11 protein-coding genes and 2 pseudogenes are annotated in these 13,365 nt (G+C 41.0%); 5 read left to right on the forward strand and 8 right to left on the reverse strand.

The window, feature by feature from the left end:
• The first annotated feature begins 70 nt into the window (after window positions 1-70).
• The 3 genes from CWC16_RS02610 to CWC16_RS02620 are packed head-to-tail and all read left to right on the forward strand — an operon-like array spanning window position 71 to window position 3,745.
• The gene (locus tag CWC16_RS02610; protein ID WP_138540401.1) at window positions 71-2,611 is read left to right on the forward strand and encodes an EAL domain-containing protein; all 2,541 of its coding nucleotides are present in this window, start codon (window positions 71-73) and stop codon (window positions 2,609-2,611) included.
• A gap of 28 nt (window positions 2,612-2,639) precedes the next feature.
• Window positions 2,640-3,449, forward strand: coding sequence for a DUF2797 domain-containing protein (locus CWC16_RS02615; protein ID WP_138540402.1), 810 nt, complete (start codon window positions 2,640-2,642; stop codon window positions 3,447-3,449).
• Window positions 3,450-3,451: 2 nt separating this feature from the next.
• A complete protein-coding gene (locus CWC16_RS02620) occupies window positions 3,452-3,745 on the forward strand; it encodes a DUF4144 family protein (RefSeq protein WP_138540403.1) in 294 nt (97 codons plus the stop codon).
• 54 nt (window positions 3,746-3,799) lie between these two features.
• Here CWC16_RS02620 and CWC16_RS02625 read toward each other — a convergent pair whose 3' ends face one another.
• From CWC16_RS02625 to CWC16_RS02650, 6 genes are all read right to left on the reverse strand, one after another.
• A complete protein-coding gene (locus tag CWC16_RS02625; protein WP_138540404.1) occupies window positions 3,800-4,717 on the reverse strand; it encodes a histone deacetylase family protein in 918 nt (305 codons plus the stop codon).
• A gap of 77 nt (window positions 4,718-4,794) precedes the next feature.
• Window positions 4,795-6,336: a serine hydrolase gene (locus CWC16_RS02630; RefSeq protein WP_138540405.1), complete on the reverse strand. Its 1,542-nt coding sequence runs from the start codon at window positions 6,334-6,336 to the stop codon at window positions 4,795-4,797.
• Between the two features lie 11 nt (window positions 6,337-6,347).
• On the reverse strand, window positions 6,348-6,842 hold the full coding sequence (locus CWC16_RS02635; protein WP_055017937.1) for a gamma-glutamylcyclotransferase family protein: 495 nt from the start codon (window positions 6,840-6,842) through the stop codon (window positions 6,348-6,350).
• Between the two features lie 15 nt (window positions 6,843-6,857).
• Window positions 6,858-7,484, reverse strand: coding sequence for a LysE family translocator (locus CWC16_RS02640; RefSeq protein WP_055014715.1), 627 nt, complete (start codon window positions 7,482-7,484; stop codon window positions 6,858-6,860).
• An 11-nt stretch (window positions 7,485-7,495) separates the two neighbouring features.
• A complete protein-coding gene (locus tag CWC16_RS02645) occupies window positions 7,496-8,269 on the reverse strand; it encodes a hypothetical protein (RefSeq protein WP_138540406.1) in 774 nt (257 codons plus the stop codon).
• Window positions 8,270-8,278: 9 nt separating this feature from the next.
• Window positions 8,279-8,761 carry a CreA family protein gene (locus tag CWC16_RS02650; protein WP_138540407.1) on the reverse strand — a complete coding sequence of 161 codons (483 nt, stop codon included), beginning with the start codon at window positions 8,759-8,761 and terminating at the stop codon, window positions 8,279-8,281.
• A gap of 167 nt (window positions 8,762-8,928) precedes the next feature.
• Between CWC16_RS02650 and CWC16_RS02655 the strand changes: the two genes are divergently transcribed.
• Window positions 8,929-9,258, forward strand: coding sequence for a 5-carboxymethyl-2-hydroxymuconate Delta-isomerase (locus CWC16_RS02655; RefSeq protein WP_138540408.1), 330 nt, complete (start codon window positions 8,929-8,931; stop codon window positions 9,256-9,258).
• A 61-nt stretch (window positions 9,259-9,319) separates the two neighbouring features.
• Here CWC16_RS02655 and CWC16_RS02660 read toward each other — a convergent pair whose 3' ends face one another.
• Both CWC16_RS02660 and CWC16_RS02665 read right to left on the reverse strand, forming a co-directional pair.
• The gene (locus CWC16_RS02660; protein ID WP_138540409.1) at window positions 9,320-11,200 is read right to left on the reverse strand and encodes a methyl-accepting chemotaxis protein; all 1,881 of its coding nucleotides are present in this window, start codon (window positions 11,198-11,200) and stop codon (window positions 9,320-9,322) included.
• Between the two features lie 151 nt (window positions 11,201-11,351).
• Window positions 11,352-12,305: pseudogene (locus tag CWC16_RS02665) on the reverse strand (LysR family transcriptional regulator).
• A 143-nt stretch (window positions 12,306-12,448) separates the two neighbouring features.
• Between CWC16_RS02665 and CWC16_RS02670 the strand changes: the two are divergent.
• Window positions 12,449-13,269: pseudogene (locus CWC16_RS02670) on the forward strand (DUF4437 domain-containing protein).
• The last annotated feature ends 96 nt before the right edge of the window (window positions 13,270-13,365 follow it).

The raw sequence follows: 13,365 nt of genomic DNA on the forward strand, positions 1-13,365 counted from the left end.
AAAAAAGCGCAGTTTATCTGCGCTTTTTTAGTGCTACACTTATGTAAATAGTTTTTACAAGTGTACAGCGTTGGAAACGAAAACTTTACGTTATCACGGGGTGGCTGTAGCCATACTGGTTTTTATATTTTTTATTATTAGCACACTAGCGTCAAATCTAGTCGTGCCTACACGCTACACCGTCGAAAAAACTACACCTGTATATTTAGATTACGCCTATTATATTGATGAAAATAAAACAGGCTCCCTCAAAGATATTATTGCAAGTCCTAATCAACTGACTAATAAGTCCTTCTCCGACATCCCTTGGAGTTTTAAACAGCAAAACTACTGGTTATTTATAGATTTAGAAAATAAAAGTTTATATGAACAAGACATTGTTGCTCATTTTGACAACCCAATGGTCGATCACTTAAGTATTTACCGTCTTACGCCAAACAATGAGCTTATTGAAACATACAAATTAGGCGACAAAGAAGAATCACTTTCTTTATTTCAATACAGTGTGCCTCACATCCGCTTTTCACTACCGAGTAAAACAACAGAGCGCTTAGCCATTAAAATTGATACAACGGGGATTAGCAAAACCCCTATTAATTTGTATCGCCATAAAGAATTTGTTGATTTAGTTCGCTCGCAAACCGGTATTTGGGGCATATTTGCAGGCGTGCTACTAATGGCCGCTCTGTATAATTTAGTGCTTTATTTTGGAATTAAAGACCGCGTTTATTTAGTTTATATAGGCTATATCATTAGTGCGCTGTGTTTAATGGGCATTGTAATGGGCTTTGGCTTTTATTTATGGCCCCTAGAGTGGCAATTGTATCTGCACGAAAAAGTAATTTTTTCAAACTACTCAATGGCCTTCTTTACCCTCGCCTTTTGCACCATGTTTTTACGCTACCACAAAGATAAATGTTGGCGCTATAAAATGAGTAAAGCGCTACTTACTCTAATATTTTTATTAGCATTAATTACATTATTCATACCCGAGTACATTGCAGCGCCGCTGTTTTTTTGTGTGCTAAGCCTGTTATACATCATGTGCGCTATTTTGATTTACAATAAACTACGCACGGGCTTTAGGTGGGCGAAGTTTTATGTTTTTTCGTGGGTTCCTCTCATTGTTGGCGCAGCAATACAGCCATTAGAGTTAACCGGCTTTTTGGATTATAGTTTTGCGATTCGTCACGCGTTTTTAGTGGCAATTTTGTGTGAAGTTATTTTAATGGCTATGGCGCTTGCCGATAGAGTGCGCTATCAGCGCGAGCGCGCGCTTTATCATGCGACACATACTCAGCAAACTAAGCTACTTAACAGTGCCAAATTAAAACAAGCGTTTATGAGCTTACAAGCACAAGGGCGTAATACCACCCTATGCTTGATTAAAATTCGCCACTTTAATTCGCTCAACACAATAATTACCCCATCACAGGGCTACACGTTAATAAAACACGTGGCTAAGCAAATAGAATTAGAGCTTAGCCATGAGCGGGAATTTACCAGCCTAGATACAGATTTTAATAACAGCCCCCGCTTAGCCGACTTAGGCAGCGGGATATTTGCCTGCATATCGACTAAGAACCAAAATCAGCAATCTCTTGAAGGGGCTTTAATTAAAGTGATTAATAGCCTGCCAAAGCAATACGAAATTCAAGGGCTAAACTTACAACTGACCTATAACATAGGCATTAGTAGCGCAGCCCACAGTGACGACTTTGAATACTGGACAAAACGAGGTTACTTGGCACTTAAAAAAGCTAAAAGTAATAACGATTTAGTCGTCAGCGCCTCTAATAACAGTAATATATTAATGGATGTAGCATTAGCGGCTAAATTACAAAAAGCGATTAAAGATAACCAACTAGCGCTATATTACCAACCCCAAATAGGGCTAAAATTCAATCAAGTCAGTGGCGCCGAAGCGTTGCTGCGTTGGCCTGACCCCGCTTTTAAAGGTGTCTCTATAGAGGAGCTAATCACCCTTGCTGAGCACACAGGTATTATTAACGAGCTCACCTTATGGGTTATTGAGCAAGCCTGTAAAGATATCGTCAAACTAACCGAGCAAGGCTATAACGATCACCCAATTAGCGTAAACTTAAGTGCTAAAAACCTGTCAATTAAAAACCTAGCTGAAAAAGTAGAAAACATTCTTATAAAATACCAAGTTCCGCCACAGTTACTTAAGTTTGAGTTAACGGAGTCGGCTCTCGTTGATAGCCACGAAGCGCTTATTTCATTAGTTAATGAACTATCAGATTTAGGGGTACGGGTAGTGCTTGATGACTTTGGCACTGGCTATTCATCATTAAGCTATTTGGTAAATTACCGCTTTACAGAGCTTAAAGTAGATAAATCATTTGTATTTGATTTAACAAATAACACCGCCAATAAAGTGATTGTGCAAACCGCTATAGACATGGCACATAACCTAGGGCTATCTATCACCATGGAAGGCATAGAAACCCAAGATGTGCACCACTTATTAAAAGAGATGGGCGCAGACAGAGCACAGGGTTACTTATACGCAAAACCCCTTCCCTATGATGACTATTTACACTTCTTAAAAAGCCAATACAGTTTAAAGATGTTAAACTCCACGTTTTAATATCAACATCTTTAGGGGCCAAGTAAAGATGCAAGGCACTTTGCGTAAACTAAAATCGAGCTTAACAGAACCGGTTCAATATCACCTTCCTGTGGGCGACAACTTAATCGACCTAAACGCACTCATTGGTAAAGAGTTAACGCTTACATTTAGCGGTACTATTTTATGCTCAAACTGTGGCAAAAAAACCAAAAAGAGTTACTCGCAAGGCCACTGTTTTGTGTGTATGCGTAAGCTTGCTAGCTGCGATATGTGTATTATGAAGCCAGAAACCTGCCATTACGATCAAGGCACCTGTCGCGAGCCGCAGTGGGGCGAAGAAAACTGCATGATTCCTCACTACGTTTATTTAGCCAATACTTCTGGCCTTAAAGTAGGTATTACCCGTCATACCCAAATACCGACACGTTGGGTTGATCAGGGTGCCACTCAAGCCTTGCCTATTTTTAAAGTACAAACACGTTTGCAATCAGGCTTAGTGGAGGTAGCTTTGGCTGAGTTTATCGCCGACAAAACCAATTGGCGCAATATGCTAAAAGGCCAAAACGCAGAAATTGACTTAAAAGCCGCTGCGGCTGAGCTTATCCCGCAAATTAGCGATAAATTAAATGAGTTAAGCGAGTTATTTGGTGCCACAGCTATAGAGCAACTTGATGAAGACGTGGTTGACTTAAACTTTCCGGTGACAGAGTACCCCACTAAAATTAGCTCGTTTAATTTTGATAAAAACCCAGTAGTAAGTGGTGTGCTCCAAGGTATAAAAGGTCAGTACTTAATTTTTGATACTGGCGTAATTAATGTACGTAAATTTACTTCATATGAGGTAACAGTAGGGTAACTATGCTAAACAGCTTTCCACAGTTATTAATTGTTTATAATGAGCTTGAAATAGCACGCAATAAACAAGAGCAACAAGCGTGTTTGCACAGCGTAACACAAAGTGAGCTTAGTAATGTGCGTGTGCTGAATAAGCAAGGCGAATACGTTGACCTACAAGGCGCTACATGTAAGCCCCTTAATGAAGAGCAACTTGCGCAGCTGGTAACCACTTATTTGTTAAATGAAGGGCAATGCTGCCTTGGCAAAATTAAAACCCTTAATACCAAGCAGGCGTTTGATTTACTAGGTTTATAACCCTCAGCCTTTATTATATCAATTCGCTTAATTAATAATTATTGCAAATTGGTATTAGTACTCACTAAGCACTTTTATATGCGCTACAGCACTTCTTCCTAATGCTGATAGCGCATAGCCGCCTTCAAGGTAAGATATAACACCTTTACAGCCACTCTCTTTTGCAACGTCGCATAATTGCTCAGTAAGCCAGCTGTAGTCATCTTCTACAAACTTTAAACTGGCCATGTCATCTTCTAGGTGAGCATCAAACCCTGCACTTATAAATAGCAGCTCTGGCTTAAAGGCTTTTAATTTAGGCAACCACTGAGTATTAAACACCTCTTTTAAATCATCGCCATTACTGGCTATTGGCAAAGGGGAATTAACTATGTGGCTGTTATTTTTTACGGCTGTATTTGGATAAAATGGATATTGAAATAACGAACAAAGTAATACATTGTCGTCATCCAAAAATATGTCTTGTGTACCATTACCGTGGTGTACGTCAAAATCAGCTATTGCTATACGTTTAACGCCTTTGCTTTGAGCATACTTAACCGCTATAGCTAAATTATTAAATACACAAAATCCAGATGAAGCATGTGCATTGGCATGATGCCCAGGCGGGCGTACAGCGCAAAAGGCGGCATCGAGTTTATCTGCGAGTATTTCATCTACAGCCAACAGCCCTGCCCCTACGGCGCGCTCTATTGCTTTTAATGAATCAGGGCATAGCCAAGTGTCGCCATCAAGATTATTTAACCCCTCATTAGGGAGCAAGCGCTCCACAAGATTAACTAACGATTCGTTATGTGCTAACAAGTAATGTTCACGGTGCGCTTTAGGCGCTTGTAAATGCGTTAAGCCGATATCTATACCACTTGCAAGGAGTCTATCGGCAATGGCGTCAAGGCGCTGTGGGCTCTCAGGATGATCGTCAATCATTTTATGTTTACGGCAATGGGGATGTGAAATAACAGCAGTACGCATAAACGCTCCTTTCCTTTGAGTGCTTAATATAACAAAGCCACTTTAAGGTGGCTTTGCGACTTTGGTGTATAGCAACACTACTTAGCTTTTAAATTAAGGTTTCTAAAATCAAAACTAAAGTCTGTTACCGCTGTTGATACCGCGCGCATTTTAGCGCTATTTACACGGTTATTTTCGCCCATATCAAAACGAATAAACGCATCGGCCTCAAGTAGTTTTTCATCCCATTTAACAATAAACGTATTACCTGTGTAATGCTCAAGGGTGCCTTTTAAGCGTTTGGTATGGGTAAAATCAATACGTAGTTTGCCATCTAGCTGCTCAATAATTACATCGCCATACCAATCATCATGTAGCGTGCCGGTGTAATTTATATTAGGTAATTGTGGCTGATAATCTGCTGGGGTGTCGGGTTTTGCATTTGCATAGGCTTTTTGTTTGCTCGCAAAATGTTTTTTAGCTAACTCTTCAACCCAGTCTTTATCTTCAAGATCAAGGGCATCTTCAAGCACTTCGTGGGTAACCGCAGAAAGCGCACTAAACGCTTGCTGATTAGATAAAATAACTATGCCAAGCTTTTTCTCTGGCAGTAATGTAACTTGCGACACCATACCTAAAATGCCCCCGCCGTGGCCTAGCTTTTTAAAGCCGTGGTAGTCTTCAATACTCCAACCTAGCCCATAGCCTCTAAATTGCTGATGATAGGCCTCATACGCACTTTTAGACGCCATAGAGGTAATATGCGGGTGCCACATTTGCGCTTGCTGTTTTTCACTAAATAGTTGCTCACCGCTTGGCATTTTACCGCCAGCTAACTGCGTAAGTAACCATTGGCTCATATCGTTTACGCTCGATGCAACAGCCCCTGCGCCTCTAAAGTCTTCTAGGTAGTTAACAAAGAATGGATTAAGCTTGCCATCCATAGGAATATGGCCAATTGCCCAGTTTTTATTACTTTTTGGAATACGCGAAAAGCCCGCGCGTGAGTTATCCATGTGCAAAGGCTGTAATATATTTTTTTCGATGTAATCGTTCCAGCTCATACCAGATACACGTGCCACCACTTCGCCTGCGGTTACAAACATTAAATTGTTATAGGCATACTGGCTACGAAAACTGCTGGCTGGCTTTAAATATTGTAGGCCGGCTAAAATATCTGCTATAGATTTATCAGTGCTTGGCCAAATCATTAAATCGCCTTGGCCAAGCCCTAATCCACTGCGATGGCTTAATAAATCACGAATACGCATTTCGCGAGTTACGTATGAGTCGTACAACCTAAACTCAGGTAAGTGGTCAATTACTCTGTCACCCCAGCTTAACTTACCTTCATCAATCAACTTAGCCAGTGCTGCACTTGTAAACGCCTTTGTATTTGAGGCAATACCAAAAAGTGTGTCTTTATTTACTTTTGCATGTGTATTGAGATTACTTGTGCCAAAGCCTTTAGCAAATACCACTTTATCGTCTTGCACAACCGCTACTGCCATACCCGGTACGTCAAAGCGTGCCATTGAGGAGTTAATCACCTCTTCTAAGTGCGTGGTATTAATTTGTGCCCAACTATTAAAAGTGGCACTGGCAAGCAAAGCTAAACTGGCTAATTTGGTGAGTTTCATGATTATCCTTATTATTTTTGGTGTACTGCAAATTCTATTTCAGCACGCGCTTTATTTGTATCGGGCTTATGCGGCCGATTAAGTATTGCATCACTGTATTCTTTTGGAACGCCCGCCTCAAGCGCACCGCGATGAACGTGCTGAATATACCAGTCGTATGGCAGTACATCGTTATCGTGCGTATTGGCTATATAACAATGCGCCTCTATTTGCTCACCATCTAACAGAGTGGGGTTAACAGCAACACAATCGTAGCCTGGGCCCTCTATGGTGTCTAAAATTGCTTTTTCAGCTTCATCAAGCTCATACACCACGCCATATACCAGGGCGTTTTTATCATCACTTTTTTGAATACTGCACTTACCCGAGCCGTCTTTAAATAGCATATTAAACGTAAGCTCGTAGCCTTTTAATACAGCCGTGCCAACTCGCTTTGCTTTTGGTAAACGCGCAAGCAAGCGGTTAGAAGACATATTCGATCCAAACGAAAAATTATAAATAGGCATGACTTCCCCCTAGAGTTAAATGACAACACGAATAGCTAAAGCAATTAAAATAACACCTATCCCTCGGTCAAACCAATAGCCACTTTTTTGAAAAAACGCCCTTACACTGGGCTTTGACAACACTAAAGAAAGCATAGAAAACCACACCCAAGTAGCTAAAGCCATATAAACCCCATACACAACTTGCACGCTGGTAGGTGTAGTTACACTAATAACTAAGGTAAATAACGACATAAAAAAGAGGGTTGCTTTAGGATTAAGTGCATTGGTTAAAAAGCCGCGCCTAAATGCATGCCATACGCTTTCTTGTGGGGCTGTTTTGCTTTCAATGTTATCTGTTTTATTTACCGGTGGTTTGGCAGCCCTTAATGCTTGTACGCCTAAATAGGCTAAATACGCGCCCGCAACGTACTTTAGTGCCATAAATAAAGTAGGCGATTGCGTTAAAATTAGCGCAACCCCTAATACGCAGTATCCTACGTGTAATAAAATAGCCGCGCCTACGCCAGCGCTTGTCCATAGGGCGTTACGCCTGCCCTGCTGTATACTTTGTTTGAGCACCACAGCAAAATCGGGGCCTGGGCTGGCTACAGCAAAAAAATGGGCAATGGCAATTAGTAAAAATTCGTCTAAGTAGTTCACAAGTATCCGGTTTAAGTGGGTGCATAGGCAAGCAGTAGTGGATTAGCAGAGTTTTCAACTAATGCTTTGATCTCTTTTTGGGCTTTTTTAAATTGGCTGCGCAAATGTGGCTTTAAATGTTTTTTAGAGTCACTGTCGTTTTTAAAATAACTAATTAGCGCGTGCATAAATACGGTATGGGTTTCGCTTAACTTAGCCTCACGATTAGCATACGGGTTATAGCACGAGCCACACCCGCCTTTAAATTGATACACAGTGTTGCTCATCATTACCCCAAACCCTAAAAAACAAGCCAGCGCATCTGCCGCTTGTGGTAAGTAGTCTTTACCGCCTGGCGGTAACACCCCAACATGATGTATTAATACAGTCGCCAGCGTGCCAGCAAAGCTGGCCACTAAATCTTGCGGCTGATTAATTTGATTAGGGTTAAACGAGATATTAATCGTATGGCTTGGGGGTACTATAAGCTGGCTTTGCTCTCCCCTTATATGCTCAGCAAATTCAAAGTGTGGGAATACTTGTGGTTGTAACTGCTGTGGTGCAACCAACTGTATTGGCCACGCATTCATACCTGCGTAATCGCGTACTCGCACAAAAACCTTAGTAGCCATTTCCTCAATGCTCGATACCGAATCAGGAAAGTGCTCAACGGTTGGTAATATTATTTGCGTATGCTTGGTAAAAAAATCGGCATCAAAGTGCTCTACCGCCCAAATAAAGGTATCAATCAGCCATTGCTGCTCAGCTTGTTCTAGCAACGGCTTTGATTTAAATAACGCTAACATAATGTGCTCTTATTTTTGTTCAAGTGCCCAGTTCCAGGCCTGTGTATTATATAAAGGCACAGTTGAAAGTGCATGGTGATGGCTGCCGCTCGATTCTTTAGTCGAGTACGATAAGTAAAGTAATGTACGATTTTGTGCATCGTAAATACGGCGTACTTTTAGCGATTTAAATAAAATACTTTTTGATGACTTAAACACCACTTCGCCCGACTTACTGCGATCTATTGCTTGTAACATATCGGCTGTAATTGGCCCAGTTTGACGACACGCAATAGACATATCAGAGGGATCTGAAAAATCTAAATCGGCCTCTATATGGCTAATATGGCACGTAACCCCTTTTACTAGCGGATCTTGCTGCGAATTTACCACTACATCTTTAGTAGTAAACAGCCCTAAACTCACCGACGCAACGTCATCTGAGCAGGCACTTAATGTAACCACTGCACCTAAGAGCACAGCTAAACGTTTAAAGCGGTATGGTAATTTCATATTAATCCTTAATTTTGCTTATAAGCGAAGGTTCACGTGACTGTTTTTATACTACCATCAAAAATTAATACAACTAAATTTAGACTATTCAGGGGTTAGCGCGCAGTTCAGGCTTTGGTACAATGACGCGCACGCCCACGTAGTAACTCATAATAGGAAACGCGTAAATGCCGCACATTATTATTGAACACTCTGAAGATCTTCCTGTATTACCGCAAGTGCTTGTTGAAAAAGTACACAACGCGACTTTTCAAAGTGGTTTGTTTGACCTAGAAACCATTAAAACCCGCGCAATTGCTTATCAGCAATATCAGCTAGGTGAAGGCAAAGAAGGGTTTATTCATATTGCGGCGCATATCATGGCTGGGCGCTCGATTGAACAAAAACAAATATTGAGTGAGAGCTTGCTTGAATGTCTAAAAACCTACTGCCGAGACTCTGATAGTTTAAGCGTTAATATTTACGACATTCAACACGAGATTTACCGAAAGAACTAAGCGTTATAAAACGCGCTGTTACCAAATTACAGCGCGCTTTTCACTGAAACCTATTACCTTGCTATAGCGTAAACTTACCTAGTAATTCTTTTAATATATTTGACTCTTCATTTAGCCCGCTGCATAACTCCTCTGAGGTTTTCATATTTTGCTTTGTTTGCTGCGCAGAGTCAGAAATCATTACTACATTTTGGCTAATTTCTGAGGTCGCCAATGTTTGCTCGCGGGTGGCTGTAGCCACCGAGCTATTTAGCTCACTTAGCGTAACAATTTCTTGAGAAATACCCGTTAAGGTACTGCCGGTTACTTTTAAGCGCTCAGCATTTTCTAAGGTATTCTTACTCCCCAGCTCTATATCCGACACCGTGCTAGACGCCTTAGAGTTTAACGTGTCTATCATTTCATTAATTTGCTCGGTCGACTCTGCAGTACGCATAGCAAGGGTTCTTACTTCATCGGCTACAACCGCAAAACCACGGCCGTGTTCACCTGCCCGTGCAGCTTCTATGGCAGCATTGAGCGCCAGTAAGTTAGTTTGCTCCGATATTGCTTTAATAACATCAAGCACCTGTGTAATTGATTTTATTTCCCCTGAAAGCTCAGTTACCGAGGCAACCGAGGTAGCCATGGCGTTTTCTAACTGCTCCATTTGCTTTATCGTACTATTTACAAACTCAACCCCTTTGTGGGTCGCTTCCTCTGTTGAAGAAGCAATGTCAGAGGCATTACTGGCACTATTTGAAATATCTTGTACGGTGACTTCCATCTCGTTAACGGCTGCCGCCACAGTTTGCGTACTAGATGATTGCACCTCGGCCAAATTGGCGGCCCCTTGTACCTGCACTAACACATCCTCTGAAATGCTTTTTACGTGGGTTGCTGAGTCCGAAACCTGCTTAAACATGCCATGCAACTGCTCTAAAAATAAATTAAAGTTAGCGGCAAGTTCTGATATTTCGTTGTTATCGTTAGTGGGCAGCCTTACAGTTAAATCGCCGTCTTTTTTAGTTAACGCGCTCACAGCAGCGGTTATATTTTCAATGGGTTTAAATATTTGCGACACTAAAACTCTGGCTAGGGCAAAGCCAATAATGGCAATGATCACACCAAATAATAAATTGCTATTAATGGCACTGTTTATTGGCCCGTATAACTGCTGCTCGGGTACTTCTGCTACTAAGTGCCAACCTAATGATTCAATAGGTGTACTCGACACAACATAATCTTCACCGGCCATTGTTTTACTAATAATGGCGCCATTTTTAATACTGTTAATATTAATTTTTTGGCCCATTTTGCTTCTGTCACTGTGAAGCATTACCTCACCTTTATTAGAAACCAAATACACTACACCGGCCTCGCCAATACGGTATTCATTAATTAAGTTGATCATAGAATCAAGCGAGCGTCCTACGCCTGTAATGGCGGTACGCTCGCCATTAATTTGTAGCGCATAGTTAATAAAAACCACCATGCTATTTGTGGTTTTATCTATGTCCAGTGCTATTTCAAAGGGTCTGTTAGAGGATAAAAACTGATCAAACCATACATCTTCATTTCTATCTATCTTTCTAGATATGCCAGCATCTGTGTAATAGTTGTTAGTGTTTTTAGAAATTATATAAGCAATAACAGCTTTGTTATTCTTTTTAATACTCGCTAAATAATTTATATAGTCAGCTTGTGATTGCTCGGATTCACCGTTAGCTATCCACTGTTTAACAAATGAATTTTGCGCTATTTCTTTAGCAACAATAATGGGAGTAGAAAGCTCTAACTCAATTTTACTTTTCACTTCGCTAAGTGCTGTAGGTAAGTCTACTTTTGCGAGTTTATCGCCTATATGACTTTGGATACTATTTGAAAATAAAAATGTAGAAGCAGCTAAAGGCACAACAATGGCTAAAATGAGGCTAATATAGACTTTTTGTTTAAGTAACATACTATTCCTATAAATGTACAAGAGGTTGAACTAACATTCGCTCTTAATAAATATAGGATCAGCTAAGCAATAAGCCCAATAATTAGAGAAATAGAATTCAAAAGAAAGTCTATAGTTTAATTTTTTCAACCACATGAAAGCGTATTAAAATTTATGGCGATTCTGGCCACTCTTGCGCATCAATAGTGCCTTTAGCTATTAGCTGAGCTCTTAATTCATTTATTGTGAGTTTTAATTCATCGCGAATTAACCTAACAGCAGGGGTAATAAGCTGCCTACTAGGAAATACTAACCACATTTCGGTGAGCGGCACTGTGTAATCGGCCATTAACCTTTGAAGCCTTCCGCTTAATAAATCTTGAGCAACATCAATGGCCGACTTTTTAGCAATCTCGGTGCCATCAATACACCAACGTCTGACTATATCGCCATCGTTAACAGCGCGGTCGCTGTTCATTTTAACCTTATATTTTTGGTTATCGTTATAAAACTCCCACCCATCATGCACTACCTCATAAAGCTTATATAACAGCGCATTGTGATTCACTAAATCCTCTGGGGATGAAGGCTCACCATGCTTTTTAATATATTCAGGCGAGGCACACAGCACATGTGCAATGTTACAAATTTTAAACCCATATAAATTTAAATCCTGTGCAGCCTCTTTGGTCAAGGCGCGCAGCGCAACATCAACACCATCGCGGTAAAAGTCTGCGCGGCTGTCACTTGCTTGTAAGCGCAGCGTCACTTCGCTGTGTTTATCCATCACGTTATTAAGCAACACCCGCATAAGGTTGCGCCCCATTTCGGATGACACGGCGATTCGTACTTCACCACTAATTGATTGCTGCTCTTCATGAATAAGTACTTGCCCTTGCTACAACAAATCAAGCGCCTGTTGGCAAAGAGGTAAATAGCGCTCCCCTTCAGGTGTAAGGCGTATTTGCCTTGTTGTGCGCACAAATAATTGTGTACCAAGCGACTGCTCTATCCGCTTTAAAGAAACGCTAGCAGCAGATGAGCTCATGTCCAATTGTTTTGCAGCAGCAGTAATGGATTGCAGCTCAGCCACTTTCAATAATACCTGTAGATCGGCTATTTTCATCACGCCCTCTTGTTACGTTCACAGCTTGCATAACTATAACGTTATTATCCACGTTTTTACGAAAGTGTATTTAACTTATGCCCATTTATTGACTGAATTTTAAGCCGTACTATAGCGCTATACCAACTTAACGGAGCTTTTAAATGAAATTTTTACTAAACGCATCTACTCTTGCACTGGTAGCAACACTCATATCAACGCCAGCTTTAGCACAGCAAAGCGCATCAAAAGTAGTTGCCGCTAGCAATATTGACTGGGGTTACTTAAACCCACTGCGTGGAGATAAAGCCCAGGCGCTGCAGATTTATGGGGAAATCGCACAACCAATACTGCTACAGGCATGTTAGTACGCTTTAAAAAAGGCTTTGAATCTCCGCCACACATTCACAACATTACCTACCGCGGTATCGTTATTGAAGGACAAATGCATAATGACGACGCAACAGCTGAAAAAATGTGGATGCCAGCGGGTTCATTTTGGACACAACCTGCAGGTGAAAACCACACCACAGCAGCCAATGGTAAAACAAACTTAATTTACTTAGAAATCGACTCTGGGCCGTACTTAGTTAAACCAACTAATGCTCAGTTTGACAATGGCGAGCGCCCGCTAAACCTACATGCAGACAACATGGTATGGTTAAACAGCAGCGATATAAACGACATTAACGCCCAAGGCGTGCAAACAACCTACCTTTGGGGAAGTACAGCTGAAATGAACGGCTCAATGATTAAACTTCCTGCCGGCTTTAAAGGTGAAATAAAAACAGATGCAAGCTAATTTCGTGCTGTTGTTATAGCCGGCGCCGTTGAGTACAACTCAAGCGAGCAAGATAAAGCGTAAAACCTAAGCGCAGGCAGCTATGTAGAGTCAACCGGTAACTTCACCCACACGATCGAGAACACTAGCGACAAAACAGCCACTATTTACATTCGTACTAATAGTAAGTACCAAGTAAATTAGAAGCTACTTATAAAAAGTAAATTGCATAAAAAAGCGCACTGTTTAGTGCGCTTTTTCATTTATTAATACTTAAAAGCTATAACGAGCAGTTAAGCT

The sequence above is a fragment of the Pseudoalteromonas sp. S3776 genome (genome assembly GCF_005886915.1).
Classification (GTDB): domain Bacteria; phylum Pseudomonadota; class Gammaproteobacteria; order Enterobacterales; family Alteromonadaceae; genus Pseudoalteromonas.